The following is a 16,038-nucleotide window of genomic DNA, read 5'->3' as shown; positions in this document are numbered from 1 at the left end:
TCCTTTGGTTGACGGGTGTTCAGACGGTGCCCAGCAGACCCTGCGGGCGGAAGCGGATCAGCAGCAGCAGCGCGATGCCGTAGATCAGCATGCGGTACTCGGCCGTCACGCGGAACAGCTCGGGCAGGCTCACCAGCGCGACCGCGCCGAGCAGTGCGCCGCTGATGTTGCCGAGGCCGCCGAGGATCACCATCGTCAGCGCGAGGATGGAGATCTGCGAGGTGAAGGTCTCGTGGTTGATGTAGGAATACAGGTGCGCCGTGAAGGCCCCGCTCACGCCCGCGGCGAAGCCGCCGAAGCCGAAGGCCATCGCCTTGTAGCGGTCCGGGCTGACGCCGTAGGCGCGCGCCGCCACCTCGTCCTCGCGCACCGCGCGGAAGGTGCGCCCCAGGTGCGAGCGCAGCAGGCGCCATTGCAGCAGCGCCAGCAGCACCATCGCACCGAAGGAGGCCCAGTAGAAGGCGTTGTTCGACGAGGCGTCGCGGCCGAACAGCGACAGCGGCGGAATGCCCGAGACGCCGATCGGTCCGCGCGTGAGGCTTTCCCAGTTGAGGATGGTCAGGGCGACGATCTCCCCGATGCCGAGCGTGGCGATCGACACGTAGTGCCCGCGCAGCCGGAAGGCCGGGAAGATCAGCGCCGTGCCGATCAGCGCGGTGAGCAGGCCCGCGAGCAGGATGCCGGTGCCCACCGGCAGCTGCAGGTCGAGCACCAGCAGCGAAGAGGCGTAGGCGCCGATCGCGAGCAGGCCCGCATGGCCGAGCGAGATCTGGCCGATGGTGCCCGCGACCAGGGTGAGGCTCAGGGCCAGCGCCGCATAGAGCCACGCGTTGGTCAAGGTCTGCAGCAGGTAGGGCGAAGGCCCGAGCAGCGGCAGCACGGCGGCCAGCGCGAACAGCGCGGCCTGCAGCCAGCGCGGCGGGTGCCAGGGCCGGCTCGGCGCGATGAAGGTGCCGGTGAGCGGCTCGGGCGGCAAGGCGCGCCGGCGCCCGAACAGGCCGTCGGGCTTCCAGACCAGGATCACCAGCAGCAGCGCGAAGGCGAACAGGTTGCGGTAGGGCGTGCCGAACAGCGCCACGCCATAGCTCTCGATCAGGCCCAGCAGCATGCTGCCGACGATCGCGCCCGGCACGTTGCCGACGCCGCCGACCACGGTCGCGACCACGCCCTTGAGCGTCGCCTGGAAGCTCATCGCGGGGCTGATGTTGTTGTAGTACATGCCGACCAGCAGCCCCGAGAGGCCGCCGAGCGCGGAGGCGATCGCGAACACGCTCTGGTTGACCCGGTTCACGTCCACGCCCATCTGCTGCGCCGCGTCGCGGTCCTGCGCGGTCGCCCGCACGGCCCAGCCGAGCTTGGTGAAGCGCAGGAAGCCGAACAGCAGCGCCGCACTGGCCAGGCCGATGCCGGCGATCAGCAGGTCGAGCGCGCCGATGGTGCCGGAGCCGATCTGCAGCCGCCAGTCGGGCAACTGCGTCGGCAGCGCCCGCGGGTCGGGACTCGCGACCAGCTGGACCAGGATGTCGAGCACGAAGCTGATGCCGATGGTCGCCAGCAGCGGCGCGATGCGCGCCGAGCCTTGCAGCGGCCGCAGGCCGACCCGCTCGATCAGCATGCCGAGCGTACCCGAGCCCAGCACCACCAACACGATGGTGAGCGGCAGCGGCGTGTGCAGGAAGGTGATGGCGGCCCAGCCAATGTAGGCCCCCACCGTGTAGACCGAGCCGTGGGCGAAGTTGATCAGGTGCGAGACGCCGAAGATCAGCGCCAGCCCGACCGCCAGCAACGCATAGATGTTGCCGATGATCAGGCCGTTGACCGTGTAGTCGAAGAACGACGTGAACGACAGGTTCATCGCGCCGCGGCGACCGAGGCCTTGGCGGGCTTGCCGTCGCTCAGGGCCCACTTGCCGTCCTGCACCACGAGGTCGATGCTCTTGACGCCGATCACGCGGCGGGTCTGCGGATCGAAGTTGGCCTTGCCGAAGACCACGCTCGGCACGTCCTTGATCTTGTAGAAGGCGTCACGCACGGCCGTGCGGTCGCCCTTCGGGCCGGCCACGCGCAGCGCCGCGGCGGCGATCACCACCGCGTCGTAGGCATAGGCGTTGAACGCATCGGGCTCCTTGCCGTACTTGGCCCGGAAGCGCTGCACGAAGTCCTTCACCTCGGGACGCGGCTCATCGGGGAAGAAGGCGGTGTTGGTGTGGATGCCGTTGACGGCGGCGGCGCCCAGCTCGATGAACTTGGGCGAGTACACCGAGCCGCTGGCGGCGATCGGCTGCTTCAGGCCGACGCTGCGCACCTGGCCCGCGATCAGCGCGCCGTCCGGGTAGTAGGAGATCAGCACCAGGCCATCGGGGTTGGCATCGCGCACCCGCACCAGGGTCGAGCGGAAGTCCTTCTCGTCGGGCTGGTAGCCCTCGGCGATCACCACCTGGGCGCCGCGGGCCTCGGCGGCCTTCACGAACACGTCGCGGCTGGTGCGGCCCCAGTCGGTGTTGAGGAACAGCACCGCGACCCGCTGGAAGCCCAGCGTCTTCACGGCCAGGTCGGCCAGCAGCGGCTGCGCATCGGCCTGGCTGACCGACGGGCTCCAGACGTAGTCGCCGCCCTTGGTGAAGTCCGGGTGCGAGTTGGTGAAGCCCAGCTGCACCAGCCCGGCACGCTGGTAGATCGGCGAGGCGGCCATCGACGCCGGGCTCGAGAAGTCGCCGAGCTCGATCTGGATGCGCTTGTCGTTGACGAACTTCTGCGCCAGCCCGACGGCCTGGCGCGGGTCGCTCTGGCTGTCCTCGAAGACGTAAGCGAGCGGCCGGCCATGGATGCCGCCATCGGCATTGATGCGCTCCAGCGCCAGGTCGAAGCCGGCCTTCCACTGGGCGCCGTACTGGGCGTTCTGGCCGGTGAGCGGGCCGCTGACGCCGAACCAGACGGGCTCGCCGGTGGCGGGCGCGGCCGCGGCCAGCGCCGGTGCCAGCAGCAGCGCGGCGGCGAGGCGGATGAAGGTATGACGGTGCAGCATGCGCGAAGGATCCTGGTGGTGAGGACAGGGATTCTTCGCCTGCGGCGCGCGCCTGTGAACGACGCGATCGGCAGACCCTTAGTCGGTTTCCGCATACCCGGGCGCCCAGGCGTAGGGCGCCGCGGTCGATTTCAACTGCAAGATCGCCGCGCGGACCTGAAATCAACCGGCAATCCTCGATGCGCAAAGTTCGTCCATGGACGCCGGCACCGCATCGGCCGGCGCTTCATCCTCCACCGATGCAACTCACAGAGGCCGCTTCCATGTCCACTCCACTCGAATCCACCATCGCCCGCCGCCAGGCGCCGCTGCGCACGCCGACGACCCTCGGCACCGAGGCCCGTCGCGACATCGGCGCCGGCCTGGCGGCCCTGCTCGCGGACAGCTTCGCGCTGTACCTGAAGACCAAGAACTTCCATTGGCACATGTCCGGCCCGCATTTCCGCGACTACCACTTGATGCTCGACGACCAGTCGGCCGAGCTCTTCGCGGCCACCGACCCGATCGCCGAACGCGCCCGCAAGCTCGGCGCCACCACGCTGCGGTCGATCGGCGACATCTCGCGCCACCAGCGCCTGTCGGACAACGATGCGCCCTTCGTCACGCCGGCCGACATGCTCGCCGAACTGCGCGAGGACAACCTGCGCCTGGCCGACTTCATGCGCGCCACCCACGCGATGTGCGACGGGCACGGCGACGTCGCCACGGCCAGCCTGCTGGAGAACTGGATCGACGAAGCCGAGCGACGCGCCTGGTTCCTGTTCGAGACCGGGCGGCAGGCCTGAGCGGGCGGGCAGCACCATGTCCGACATCACGGAACTGCTGCTGTCCGCGCTGGAGCGGCAATCGAAGTTCCAGGCCCAGCAGTTCGACGACCTCCGCGCCAGCGTCTCGACCCTGCACCAGCAGCTGAGCGCATTGAGCCGGCGCGTCGACGGGCTCGACGTGCCGTCCAGGCCGCGCGCTGCGGACACCAGGCAGCCGCGGCGTTGAGGGCGGGCCGCGGCCCGGCGCTCAGTGCAGCGCCTGGACCTGCGGCTCGAACACGTAGCCCGCGCCGCGCTCGGTGCGGATCATCTTCGGCGCCGAGGCATCGACCTCGATCTTGCGCCGCAGCCGGAGGATCTGGACGTCGATGGAGCGGTCGTAGACCTCGGCGCCGTGCAGCCGCGAGAGCTCCAGCAGCTGGTCGCGCGACAGCACGCGCTGCGGCTGCTCGCACAGCGCCAGCAGCAGGTTGAACTCGCCGTTGCTGAGCTCGACCCGCTGTCCCTCGGGCGAGGTCAGCCGGCGGGCCAGCAGGTTGAGCTCCCAGCCGGCGAAGCGATAGGCGCGGCGCTTGGTGCTGCGGCCCAACGGCACCGCATCGGCGCGCGCCTGGTAGCGGCGCAGGACCGCTCGGATGCGCGCCAGCATCTCGCGGTTGCTGAAGGGCTTGGTGACGTAGTCGTCGGCCGCGATCTCCAGGCCCATCACCCGGTCGGCCTCCTCCTGCTTGCCGGTGACGATGATGACCGGCACCTCGCTGGTGTCGCGCAGGCTGCGCGCCAGCTGCATGCCGTCCTCGCGGCCCAGCCGGAGATCGAGCAGGACCAGGTCGATCACGCTGTCCTGCAAGACCGCGTTCATCTCGGCCCCGGTCGCGACGGCCGTCACCTGGAACTCGTTTTCCGACAGGTAGTCCGACATCAGTTCGCGCAGTGCCGGATCGTCGTCGACGACAAGGATGTGGGGGGCGGCGGTATTCATGGTGCTGGGAGCGTAGTGCAATTGTTCCTACGAAAGCCTACGTGCAAATTACAACTGAAATCGATCGACCCGCAGGCGCTGGCCGAAAGCCTGGCCCGCACGCTCGGTTGCAGGTGAAACAGGCCGCCGCCGGCTGCAATGCCGCTGCAATGCGCGGGCCCCACAGTGGGGGCTCCACTCACCTGAAGGAAGCACCATGAGCAGCATCACCACCGCCGACGGCACCGAGATCTTCTACAAGGACTGGGGCAGCGGCCAGCCGATCGTCTTCAGCCACGGCTGGCCCCTGTCCAGCGATGCCTTCGAGGACCAGATGTTCTTCCTTGCCGCGCACGGCTTTCGCTGCATCGCCCACGACCGCCGGGGCCACGGCCGCTCGAGCCAGCCCTGGCAGGGCAACGACATGGACACCTACGCCGACGACCTGGCGGCGCTGGTGCAGCAGCTCGACCTGAAAGACGCGATCCACGTCGGGCACTCGACCGGCGGCGGCGAGGTCGCCCGCTACATCGGACGCCATGGCACCGGACGGGTCGCCAAGGCGGTGCTGATCGGCGCCGTGCCGCCGCTGATGGTCAAGACCGCAGGCAACCCGGGCGGCACGCCGATCGAGGCCTTCGACCAGATCCGAGCCGGCGTGCTGGCCGACCGCTCGCAGTTCTGGAAGGACCTGAGCCTGCCCTTCTATGGCTACAACCGGCCCGGCGCCAAGGTGTCGGAGGGCGTGCGCGATGCGTTCTGGCTGCAGGGCATGGCCGCCGGCATGCCGGCCTCGTACTTCTGCGTCAAGGCCTTCTCGGAAACCGACCTGACCGCGGATCTGAAGAAGTTCGACGTGCCGACGCTGATCCTGCACGGCGACGACGACCAGATCGTCCCCATCGCCGACTCCGCCCTGCTGTCCGCCGAACTCGTGAAGGGTGCGACGCTGAAGGTCTACCAGGGCGCGCCGCACGGCATGTGCACCACGCGCAAGGACGAGGTCAGCGCCGACCTGCTGGCCTTCGCCAGGGGCTGAGCCTCCTTACGCCGCCACGGGCCGCTTGGCCAGTTCGAGCTTGGCGATGGCATTGCGGTGCACCTCGTCCGGCCCGTCGACGATGCGCACGGTGCGCTGGTGCGCATAGGCCTCGGCCAGCCAGAAGTCCTGGCTGACACCGGCCGCGCCATGGGCCTGGATGGCCCAGTCGACCACCTTGCACGACATGTTGGGGGCCACCACCTTGATCATGGCGATCTCGGCACGCGCCTCCTTGTTGCCGACCGTGTCCATCTTGTAGGCGGCGTTCAGCGTCAGCAGCCGCGCCTGGTCGATCAGGCAGCGCGACTCGGCGATGCGTTCGTGCCAGACGGATTGTTCGGCCAGGGGCTTGCCGAAGGCGATGCGCGAACGAAGCCGGTCGCACATCAACTCCAGCGCGCGCTCGGCCGCGCCGATCGAACGCATGCAATGGTGGATGCGTCCCGGGCCCAGGCGGCCCTGGGCGATCTCGAAGCCGCGGCCCTCGCCCAGCAGGATGTTGCCGACCGGCACGCGCACGTTCTCCAGCAGCACCTCCATGTGGCCGTGCGGCGCGTCGTCGTAGCCGAACACCGAGAGATGCCGCAGCACGCTCACGCCGGGCGTGTCGCGCGGCACCAGCACCATCGATTGCTGCGCATGGCGCGGCGCCTCGGTGTCGGTCTTGCCCATCACGATGAAGATCTTGCAGCGCGGGCTGCCCGCGCCCGAAGAGAACCACTTGCGGCCGTTGATGACGTATTCGTCGCCTTCGCGCGTGATGGTGCACTGGATGTTGGTGGCGTCCGAGGAGGCCACGGCCGGCTCGGTCATCAGGAAGCCCGAGCGGATCTGGCCCGCGAGCAGCGGCTCGAGCCACTGGTCCTTCTGCGCCTCGGTGCCGTAGCGCTCGATGGTTTCCATGTTGCCGGTGTCGGGGGCCGAGCAATTGAACACCTCGCCCGACCACGAGACACGCCCCATCACCTCGCACAGCGGTGCGTAGTCGAGGTTCGAGATGCCGGGCACGCCGCGGTGCTCGTGCGGCAGGAACATGTTCCAGAGGCCGGCGGCGCGAGCCAGCGGCTTGAGTTCCTCTATCAGCGGCGAGACCTGCCACGCGTTGCCCTGGCGGCGAAACGCATCCATCTCTTCGTGATAGCGCGCTTCGTTGGGGTAGATGTGCTGGTCGAAGAATTGCCGCAGGCGCTGCAGCAGGTCTTGTGTCTTGGCGGAGGGTTCGGCAAACATGGTGTGTCCTTCGTTCTGGAGGGTGGCGTCCGGTCCTGGCGCCCGGTGTCCGCGATTAGAACGCGGCCGGCGCCCGGATGCGGTCACGCGTGCGACGCCGAAGCCTCGACCCCGGCGACCGGATCCGCCGCGGCGAAGCGCGGTTCGGGCTCCTGCTCGGCCTTCGCCGGCCCGAAACTGAAGCTGGCGTAGCCGTCCTGCACGGCCGCCGCCGTGTACTGGCGGTAGGCATGGAAGCCGCCGGTGAACAGCGTCAGCCCCTGCGGCTTGTCCTTCACGTTGGCGCCGACCCACCAGGTCTTGGCCTTGTTGATCAGCGAGCGCCTGGCCAGGTTGCGCACCACGCCCATCCATTCCTCTTCCGCTCGGGGGGTGGGCTCGATCGTCTGGAGGCCGTTCTTTTGCATATGGGTGATGGCCCCGGCGATCCAGTCCACGTCGTGCTCGCTGATGCGGATGATGTTGGCGAGCGCCGCCGGACCGTTGGGGCCGGTGGTCATGAAGAGGTTCGGGAACCCCTCCATCATCAGCCCCAGATAGGAACGCGCGCCCTCCTTCCACTTGTCGTTGACCTTGCGCCCGTCGCGCCCGGTCACGTCGAAGGCCATCATGGCGCCCGTGAATCCGTCGTAGCCGGTGGCGAGGATCAGCATGTCGAGCTCCACCTCGCCCGACTCGGTGCGCACGCCCTTCTCGGTGACCTCGACGATCGGATCGCTGAGGCAATCCTTCAGATGCACCGTCGGCAGGTTGTAGGTTTCGTAGTAGCTGGAGTCCAGGCAGGGCCGGCGGGCGAAGATCGGATAGCCCTTGGGCTTGAGCTTCTCGGCGGTCACCGGGTCCTTGACGATCTCGGGGATCCGGTTGCGCACGAACTCGGCCACCTGCTCGTTCGCTTCCTCGTTGAGCATCAGGTCCGAGAAGGTGCCGAGCATGGCCAGGCCGCCCTGCTTCCAGGCGTCCTCCAGCAGGGCCTGGCGCTGGGCCCGGGTCACGCTGAAGAAGGCCCGCGTCGACTGCGGCCGCGTGCCGCCGACGGCGCTGTTGCGTGCGGCCTCCCGGATCCCCGGGTAGTGCCGCTTGACCTCGGCCACGTACTCGGCGTCGAGCTCGACATTGCGCATCGGCATGGTGAAGCTCGGCGTGCGCTGGAAGACGAAGAGTTCGCCGGCCTGCGGGCCGATCTCCTGCACGATCTGGATGCCGGTCGAGCCGGTGCCGATCACGCCCACCCGCTGGCCCTCGTAGCTGACCGGTTCATGCGGCCACCTGGCGGCATGCAGCAACCGGCCCTTGAAGCGTTTCACGCCGGGAATGTCGGGCTCCTTCGGGATCGACAGCGGACCGGTCGCCATGACGCAGAACGGCGCCTCCCAGGTCTCGCCCCGGTCGGTCTTGAGCACCCACAGCGCGCGCGCCGCGTCCCATCTGGCCCGGTTGACGCGGGTGTCGAACTGGAAGTGCGGCCGCAGGCTGAGCTTGTTGGCGACGAAGTCGATGTAGCGCAGCAGTTCGGGCTGGGCCGCGAACTGCTCCGACCAGGTCCATTCCTGCTCGATCTCGGGCGAGAAGGAATAGCTGTAGTCGATGCTGGGCAGGTCGACCCGTGCGCCGGGGTAGCGGTTCCAATACCAGACGCCGCCCAGGTCGCCGCCGGCCTCGAAGGCCTGCAGGCGCAGGCCCATCTCGCGAAAGCGGTAGACGGCGTACATGCCGCCGAAGCCGCCGCCGACCACGAGGACGTCGACGCGTCGCGGTCCGGGGTCGTTCTGGCCGATGGCGGCGTCGGGATTGTTCGAAGTGTCGGCGTTCATGCGCATCTCCATGCAGGTTCTGGTCAACAAATTGCAATTCGCGGGGGTCAGCCGGCGCTCCAGCCGGCCATGTTCAGGCTGCCCATCAGCACGCCGGACAGCGCGCCATCGACCAGCAGGTCGGTGCCGCTGACATAGCCGGCGTCGGGGCCGACCAGGAAAGACAGCGCATTGGCCATGTCCTCGGCCCGGGCGATACGGCGCAGCGGCACGCGGGCTTCGCGCTGTGCGCGCGACGCGGGATCTGCATAAACCGCCGCGGTGCCCGGGGTTTCGGTGACCGGGCGACAGCGCGTTGACCCGGATGCCGTCGGGCCCCCATTCGAGCGCCATCTGCCGCACCAGCATCAGCGCCGCCGCCTTGCTGGGGCTGTAGGCGGCCAGCGGCGCGGTCGGCTGGCTGCCCGAGATCGAGGTCGTGACCACCATGCTGCCCCTGGCGGCCTTGAGCAGGGGGTGGGCCGCGCGCCCCAGCAGCCAGGCGGCGCGCACGTGCAGCGCGAAGACCTGGTCCCAGTCCGCCAGCCGCGCCTCCAGCAGGGAGGCCGGGATCGCGGCGCCGGCATTGCTGACGACGGCGTCCAGGCCGCCGAAAGCGGCCGCGGCCGCGACCAGCCGCTCCGGTGCCGCCGGGTCGCTCATGTCGGCGATGAGGGCATGCACCTCGGCGCCCTCCCCGCGCAATGCCCCGGCCAGCGATTCGAGTTCGTCGCGATGCAGATCGGCCAGCACCATGCGCGCCGGCAAGCCGTGGCGCTGCAGCGAATCGCGCGCCAACCGTTCGGCCATCGCGCGCCCGATGCCGCGCGCCGCGCCGGTCAGGATGATGCGCATGCCATGAGGTTCCCGGGCCATGTCTTCGGCGCCTCGCGTCATGCGGCCAGCACCCCGCCGTCCACCGGCAGGGTGACGCCCGTGATGTAGCTGGCCATCGGCGACGCCAGGAACAGCGCCGGTTCGGCGATCTCCTCCGGCTGGCCGACGCGGCCCAGCGGCGTGCGGCGCAGGAAGCCCTGCAGGCGCTGCGGATCGGCCCGGGTGGCATCGGTCATGGCGGTCTCGATCACGCCGGGCGCGATCGCGTTGACGCGGATGCCGTCCGGCGCGAGGTCGACCGCCATCGACTGCGTCAGCATCTTCACCGCGCCCTTGGAGCCCGAGTAGCCGATGCAGCCGGCCTGCGCGATGAAGGCCGCGCCCGAGGCGATGTTGACGACGCAGCCCCGCGTCTGGCGCAGCGCCGGCAGGAAGGCATGCAGCAGGTTGAAGCCGCCCATCACGTTGACGTCGAACACGTGGCGGATCTTGCGATGCGCCTCGGGCGTGTCGATGCCTTCGCGCAGCAGGATGCCGGCGTTGTTGACCAGCACGTCCAGCGGGCCGATCTCGCGGCCGACCCGTTCGGCCAGCGCGGCGCAGGCCGGCACGTCGGTGATGTCCAGCGCGAAGGCCCAGGCGCTGCCGCCCGCGTCGGCGATCTCGCGCACGGCGGCCGCGCAATCCGCGGCGCGCAGGTCGGCCAGCAGCACGCGGGCGCCGGCGCGGGCGTAGCGCAGCGCGATGGCCCGGCCGATGCCGCCGGCGGCGCCGGTCACCAGGGCGAGCCGGCCGTGCAGCAGAAGGGGTTCGGGACGTTCATTCATGGACGGCTCCCGTGGGCGCCGCTGCGGAAGCCGGCGGGCCGCCGGCGCGGGGTTGCGCCCGCCGGGCCAGGAAGGCATTGATCTCGCCCACGATGCCGCGGCGGAACAGCATGACCACCAGCACGAAGACGGTGCCCTGGACGATCATCACCGCCTCGGCGAAGGCCGATAGCTGGTTGGCCATGGTCACCACCACCATGGCGCCCACCACCGGGCCGAGCATGGTCTGCAGGCCGCCGACGATGCCCATCAGCAGGGCTTCGCCCGAGGTGACCCAGCTCACGTCGGTGAGCGTCGCGATCTGGAACACGATGCTCTTCATGCCGCCGGCCAGCCCGGCCAGCGCCGCCGACAGCGTGAAGGCCAGCAGCTTGTAGCGGTTGACCCGGTAGCCCAGCGAGATGGCGCGCGGCTCGTTGTCGCGGATCGCGGTCAGCACCTGGCCGAAGGGCGAATGCACCACGCGCCAGATCAGCCAGAAGGCGGCCACCACCGCGACCATCACCACGTAGTAGAGCGTGAGGTTGTCCTGCAGGCTCAGCAGGCCGAGCAGCTTGCCGCGCGGCACGTTCTGGATGCCGTCCTCGCCGCCCGTGAAGGGCGAGCGCAGCGCGATGAAGTAGACCAGCTGCGCGCAGGCCAGCGTGATCATCGAGAAGGCGATGCCCGCGCGCCGGATCGCCAGCACGCCGGTGGTGGCGCCGATCGCCGCCGCCACGGCCGCACCGAAAAGCACGCCCAGCAAGGGATCGAAGCCCCAGACCTTGACGGCATGCGCCGTCGCGTAGCCGGCCGAGCCGAAGAACATGGCATGGCCGAAGGACAGCAGCCCGACGTAGCCGATCATCAGGTTCAGCGAGGCCGCGAGCAGCGCGAAGCACATCAGCTTCATCAGGAAGATCGGATAGGCCACGAACGGCGCGACGAGAAGCACCAGCGCACCGCCGGCCAGCAGGGCCGTGCGGTGGCGCTCGAAGAATGAGGATGTAGCGGTCATGTTGTCTCCTTCGAGCGGTTTCAGCGCAGGCTGCCGAACAGGCCCTGCGGGCGCACGGCCAGCACGATCAGCATCACCACGAACACCACCATCCCGGCGCCGTCCGGATACACCAGCTTGGTGATGCCCTCGAGCACGCCCAGGCCGAAGCCGGCCACGATGGCGCCCATGATCGAGCCCATGCCGCCGATCACGACCACCGCGAAGACGACGATGATCAGCTGCGAGCCCATGAGCGGATTGACCTGGTAGATGGGCGCGGCCATCACGCCGCTGAAGCCCGCCAGCGCCACGCCCAGGCCGTAGGTCAGCATCAGCATGCGCGGCACGCGCACGCCGAAGGTCCGCACCAGGTTCGGGTTCTCGGTGGCGGCGCGCAGGTAGGAGCCCAGCTTGGTCCGCTCGATGACGAACCAGGTCAGGATGCACATGCCCATCGAGGTGGCGATCACCCACAGCCGGTACCAGGGGAAGAAGGCCATCGGCGTGTCCAGCCCGCCCGCGATCGGGTTCGGATAGGGCTGGCCGGTGGCGCCGAACTTGTAGCGGAACACGCCTTCCAGGATCAGCGCGAAGCCGAAGGTCAGCAGCAGCGCGTAGACATGGTCGATGTGATAGAGCCGGCGCAGCAGCGTGCGCTCCAGCGCCACGCCGCTCAGGCCCACCACCAGCGGCGCCAGCACCAGCGCCCACCAGTAGTTCAGGCCCAGGTACTCCAGCAGGCCCCAGGCCACGAAAGCGCCGAGCATGTACTGCGCGCCATGCGCGAAATTCACCACCCGCAGCAGCCCGAAGATGATCGCCAGGCCCAGGCTCATCAACGCATAGAGCGAGCCGTTGATCATGCCCACCAGCACCTGGCCGGCGATGGCGGCCAGGGGAAATCCAAACAGGGTGTCCAGCATAGGATGTCTCTTTGTCTTTTCGTGGTTCGCCTCAGACGCCCAGCAGCGCCTCGATGCGCGCGTGGTCGCTGGCCAGCGTCCGGCGGTCGAAATGCTCGGCCACCCGGCCCTCCTCGATCACGTAGAAGCGGTCGCCGACCCCCGAGGCGAAGCGGAAGTTCTGCTCCACCATCAGGATCGTGAAGCCGCGCTGGCGCAGGATGCCGATGGCCTCGCCGATCTTCTCGATGATCACCGGCGCCAGGCCCTCGGTGGGCTCGTCCAAAAGCAGCAGCTTGGCGCCGGTGCGCAGGATGCGGGCGATCGCCAGCATCTGCTGCTCGCCGCCCGACAGCCGCGTGCCGGGGCTCTTGCGGCGCAGCTTGAGGTTGGGGAAGAGCGTGTAGATCTCGTCGATGGTCATGCCGCCGGGCATCAGCACCGGGGGCAGCAGCAGGTTCTCTTCCACGTCCAGGCTGGCGAAGATGCCGCGCTCTTCGGGACAGTAGGCGACGCCCAGGCGGGCGATGTCCTCGGGCGCCATGCCCTGGGTCGGGCGGCCGTCGATCGCGATGTGGCCCCGGCGCTTGGCCAGCAGCCCCACCACCGCGCGCAGCGTGGTGGTCTTGCCGGCGCCGTTGCGCCCCAGCAGGCACACCGCCTCCCCCGGCTGCACCACGAAGTCGATGCCGTGCAGCGCCTGCGTCTCGCCGTAGAACCCGGTGAGGCCGCGGACCTCCAGGCAGGGTACGTTCTGCTCAGGCATGGGCCCCTCCCACGTAGGCTTCGCGCACCCGCGCGTCGTTCGAGACTTCGTCGTAGCTGCCCTCGGCCAGCACCTCGCCGGCCTGCAGCACCGTGATGCGGTCGCAGAGTTCGGCCACGACCTTCATGTTGTGTTCCACCATCAGCACCGTGCGCTCCCTGGCCACCTGCGCGATCAGGCGCGTCACCGGTCCGATGTCCTCGTGGCCCAGGCCGGCGATCGGCTCGTCGAGCAGGATCAGTTCGGGTTCCAGCGCCAGCGTGGTCGCCAGCTCCAGGGCCCGCTTGCGGCCGTAGGACAGGTCGGCAGCTGAAAAGTCCGCGTAGGGCTCGAGGTTGACCGCGGCCAGCAGCTCGCGCGCGCGCCCGGTGTGGCGCTCCAGCACCCGCGCGCTGCGCCAGAAGGCGAAGGTGCCGCCGGCCTTGCGCTGCAGCGCCACCCGCACGTTGTCCAGCACGCTCATCTGGCCGAACACCGCCGAGATCTGGAAGGAGCGCACCATGCCGCCGATCGCCACGCTGGCCGGGTCGCTCTTCGTGATGTCGCGCTCGTTGTAGTAGATGCGTCCGGCGCTGGCCGGGATGAAGGTGGTCAGCAGGTTGAAGCAGGTGGTCTTGCCGGCGCCGTTGGGGCCGATCAGGGCGTGGATGCTGTGGCGCCGGATGTTCAGCGACACGTTCTTCACGGCATGGAAGCCGAGGAACTCCTTGCTGAGCCCTTCGGTGCGAAGGATGCAGTCGCTCGCGCGCGCGGGGTTCGTCACGCCAGGCTCCGATCGTCGAACAGCACCTCGGGCAGGCCGCGCACGCCCAGCCCGTGGAAGGCGAACAGCGCGCCGGCATCCGGATGGTCGCTGCGCAGCAGGTTGCCGGTGTTGCGGATGCTGGTCAGGTACAGCACGTCCAGGTCCGGCCCGCCGAAGCAGGGACAGGTCGGGAACGGCGTGGGCACGTCGATCAGCGTGAGCAGCTGGCCGTCGGGCTGGAAGCGGCCCAGCTTGCCGCACTGGACCAGCGCGATCCACAGGCAGCCTTCGGCGTCCACCGTGGCACCGTCGGGCGCCGAGCCGTGCGCCCGCGTGCTGAAGAGCGTGCGGCGCGGACCGACCGCCCCGGTGGCCGGGTCGTAGTCGACCACGCTGACGTCGCCGCTCAGGCTGTCGGCGTGATAGAGCCGGCGGCCGTCGGGGCTGAAGCAGGTGGCATTGGCCAGCGCGATGCCGTCGAACAGCGGCGTCGCGCTGCCGTCGGCTTCCAGCCGGTAGTAGCCGCCATCGGTGTCGTGCCGGCCCATCACCATCGAGCCGGCGACGAAGCGGCCCTGCCGGTCGGTGCGGCCGTCGTTCATGCGCATGGCCGGGCCCTTGTGGCGCACCTCGGCCAAGCGCCGCACGGCGCCCGTCGTCAGGTCCATCAGGTGGAAGCCGTCCTCGAGCGCCAGCACCAGCCGGCCGCTGCGGGTCAGCGCGATCGAGCCGACGTCGCTTGGCGTGCGCCACTCGCTGTACCGGCCCTGCGACCTGCGCCGCACCAGCCTGGCCTTGGCATCGACCCAGTACAGGGACTGGTCGCGCGCATCCCACAGCGGGCATTCGCCCAGCCGGTCGCGCGTGTCGCCGATGATCTCGTGTCGTACGCTCATGTGGCCCCCTGCCCGCTCGTGCTCACTTCTTGACGAAATCGCAGCCGCCTTCGGACAGCGGACGGAACACCTTCTCGGCGGGCATGGCGGCGCCCACCGTGTAGAAGTCGTTCTTGCCCTTGGACTGCGCCGGGCTCTTCACCTCGACCGGATAGACCGGGCGCATCACCTGGCCGTCCTCGCGGATCTTCACGTCCTTGGACATGAAGTCGTTCACCGGCGTGGCCTTCATCTTCTCGACCACCGCCGGGCCGGCGTCGCTGCCGGCCGCCTGCACGCTCTTCAGGTAGTGCGTCACGGCGCTGTAGACGCCGGCCATGATGTAGGTCGGCACCACCCCGTTGTTGCGCTCCATGAAGCGCTTGCTCCAGGCCCGCGAGGCCTCGTCGCGGTCCCAGTAGAAGGGCACGGTGATGTTCAGGCCCTGCGCGGTCTCCAGGCCCATCGCGGCGACGCTGTTGATCGTCATGCCGAACACGCTCACGCTCTGGCCGCCCTTGGTGATGCGGAACTCGGCCGCCTGCTTGAGCGAGTTGGACAGGTCCAGGCCCGCGTTCAGGATCACGATCGCCTTGGCGCCGCTCGACTGCGCCTGCAGCAGGTAGGACGAGAAGTCGGTGGTGCCCAGCGGATGCTTGACCGAGCCCACCACCTTGCCGCCGGCCTGCTCGATGAAGCGCGTGGCCTCGGTCTGCAGCGCCGCGCCGAAGGCGTAGTCCACGGTCACGAAGAAGAAGGTCTTGATGCCCTTGTCGATCAGCGTCTGCACGCCGGCCTTGGGCAGCGAGTAGGTATCGACCAGGAACTGGAAGGCCATCGGCGAGCAGGCCTTGCCGGTGAGGTCGGAGGTGACGGTGCCGGCGATCAGGTAGGGCTTCTGCTTTTCCTTCATCAGGGTCTGCACGCCCAGCGCGATCGACGAGGCCGAGCCGCCGACGATCGCGTCCACCTTGTCCGCCTCCAGCCATTTGCGCGCGGCGTTGAGGCCGACGTCGGGCTTGTTCTGGTCGTCCATGGTCAGGAGCTCGACCGGCTTGCCGTTGACCTTGCCGCCGAAGTCCTCGATGGCCATCTTGGCGGCCAGCACGGAGCCGGGGCCGCCGTTGCCCGAATACGGGCCGCTCAGGTCGCCCATCAGGCCGATGCGCACCACGTCGTCCGAGATCTGGGCCTGGGCCAGGCCGGCGATCGCGGCCAGGCCGGCCGTGGCGAGCACGGCGCGCAAGGCCGCGAGGGAGTGCCGAAAATTCTTCATTGCTGTGTCTCCTG

The 16,038-nt window shown here is 69.2% G+C and carries 15 protein-coding genes; 3 read left to right on the top strand and 12 right to left on the bottom strand.

Annotated elements, in window-relative coordinates; genetic code table 11:
- Positions 1-19 precede the first annotated feature (19 nt).
- On the bottom strand, positions 20-1,855 hold the full coding sequence (locus QTI33_RS26280) for an ABC transporter permease (protein ID WP_286509308.1): 1,836 nt from the start codon (positions 1,853-1,855) through the stop codon (positions 20-22).
- Entirely contained in the window at positions 1,852-3,024 is a 1,173-nt protein-coding gene (locus tag QTI33_RS26275; protein WP_286509307.1) for an ABC transporter substrate-binding protein, read from the bottom strand. Before QTI33_RS26275 ends, QTI33_RS26280 begins: the two co-directional genes overlap by 4 nt.
- 263 nt (positions 3,025-3,287) lie before the next feature.
- Between QTI33_RS26275 and QTI33_RS26270 the strand changes: the two genes are divergently transcribed.
- Both QTI33_RS26270 and QTI33_RS26265 read left to right on the top strand, forming a co-directional pair.
- On the top strand, positions 3,288-3,809 hold the full coding sequence (locus tag QTI33_RS26270; protein ID WP_286509306.1) for a Dps family protein: 522 nt from the start codon (positions 3,288-3,290) through the stop codon (positions 3,807-3,809).
- Positions 3,810-3,825: 16 nt separating this feature from the next.
- Entirely contained in the window at positions 3,826-4,017 is a 192-nt protein-coding gene (locus QTI33_RS26265) for a hypothetical protein (RefSeq protein ID WP_286509305.1), read from the top strand.
- Positions 4,018-4,038: 21 nt separating this feature from the next.
- Here the strand turns inward: QTI33_RS26265 and QTI33_RS26260 are convergent, their stop codons facing one another.
- On the bottom strand, positions 4,039-4,773 hold the full coding sequence (locus QTI33_RS26260; protein WP_286509304.1) for a response regulator: 735 nt from the start codon (positions 4,771-4,773) through the stop codon (positions 4,039-4,041).
- Between the two features lie 196 nt (positions 4,774-4,969).
- Here QTI33_RS26260 and QTI33_RS26255 point away from each other — a divergent pair, with 196 nt between their 5' ends.
- A complete protein-coding gene (locus QTI33_RS26255; protein ID WP_286509303.1) occupies positions 4,970-5,791 on the top strand; it encodes an alpha/beta fold hydrolase in 822 nt (273 codons plus the stop codon).
- Between the two features lie 6 nt (positions 5,792-5,797).
- Here the strand turns inward: QTI33_RS26255 and QTI33_RS26250 are convergent, their stop codons facing one another.
- The 9 genes from QTI33_RS26250 to QTI33_RS26210 form a co-directional block, all read right to left on the bottom strand.
- Positions 5,798-7,024, bottom strand: a complete 1,227-nt coding sequence (locus tag QTI33_RS26250) for an acyl-CoA dehydrogenase family protein (protein WP_286509302.1) — start codon at positions 7,022-7,024, stop codon at positions 5,798-5,800.
- 83 nt (positions 7,025-7,107) lie between these two features.
- Positions 7,108-9,672: an SDR family NAD(P)-dependent oxidoreductase gene (locus QTI33_RS35300; RefSeq protein ID WP_286509301.1), complete on the bottom strand. Its 2,565-nt coding sequence runs from the start codon at positions 9,670-9,672 to the stop codon at positions 7,108-7,110.
- A 38-nt stretch (positions 9,673-9,710) separates the two neighbouring features.
- Positions 9,711-10,481, bottom strand: a complete 771-nt coding sequence (locus tag QTI33_RS26240; RefSeq protein ID WP_286509300.1) for an SDR family NAD(P)-dependent oxidoreductase — start codon at positions 10,479-10,481, stop codon at positions 9,711-9,713.
- The gene (locus QTI33_RS26235; RefSeq protein ID WP_286509299.1) at positions 10,474-11,478 is read right to left on the bottom strand and encodes a branched-chain amino acid ABC transporter permease; all 1,005 of its coding nucleotides are present in this window, start codon (positions 11,476-11,478) and stop codon (positions 10,474-10,476) included. The genes QTI33_RS26240 and QTI33_RS26235 overlap by 8 nt, the downstream gene beginning before the upstream one ends.
- A gap of 20 nt (positions 11,479-11,498) precedes the next feature.
- On the bottom strand, positions 11,499-12,380 hold the full coding sequence (locus QTI33_RS26230; protein WP_286509396.1) for a branched-chain amino acid ABC transporter permease: 882 nt from the start codon (positions 12,378-12,380) through the stop codon (positions 11,499-11,501).
- A 34-nt stretch (positions 12,381-12,414) separates the two neighbouring features.
- Complete coding sequence (locus QTI33_RS26225; protein ID WP_286509298.1) at positions 12,415-13,128, bottom strand: ABC transporter ATP-binding protein; 714 nt, start codon at positions 13,126-13,128, stop codon at positions 12,415-12,417.
- Complete coding sequence (locus tag QTI33_RS26220; protein ID WP_286509297.1) at positions 13,121-13,891, bottom strand: ABC transporter ATP-binding protein; 771 nt, start codon at positions 13,889-13,891, stop codon at positions 13,121-13,123. The genes QTI33_RS26225 and QTI33_RS26220 overlap by 8 nt, the downstream gene beginning before the upstream one ends.
- Positions 13,888-14,769 (bottom strand): SMP-30/gluconolactonase/LRE family protein, encoded by an 882-nt coding sequence (locus tag QTI33_RS26215; RefSeq protein ID WP_286509296.1) that lies wholly within the window; start codon positions 14,767-14,769, stop codon positions 13,888-13,890. The genes QTI33_RS26220 and QTI33_RS26215 overlap by 4 nt, the downstream gene beginning before the upstream one ends.
- Before the next feature lie 22 nt (positions 14,770-14,791).
- Positions 14,792-16,024 (bottom strand): ABC transporter substrate-binding protein, encoded by a 1,233-nt coding sequence (locus QTI33_RS26210; protein WP_286509295.1) that lies wholly within the window; start codon positions 16,022-16,024, stop codon positions 14,792-14,794.
- Between the last annotated feature and the right edge of the window lie 14 nt (positions 16,025-16,038).

Source organism: Variovorax davisae (assembly GCF_030316845.1).
Classification (GTDB): domain Bacteria; phylum Pseudomonadota; class Gammaproteobacteria; order Burkholderiales; family Burkholderiaceae_C; genus Variovorax; species Variovorax davisae.
The sequence above is the reverse complement of the archived record's forward strand: the minus strand, read 5'-3'. Positions and strand labels throughout refer to the sequence as shown.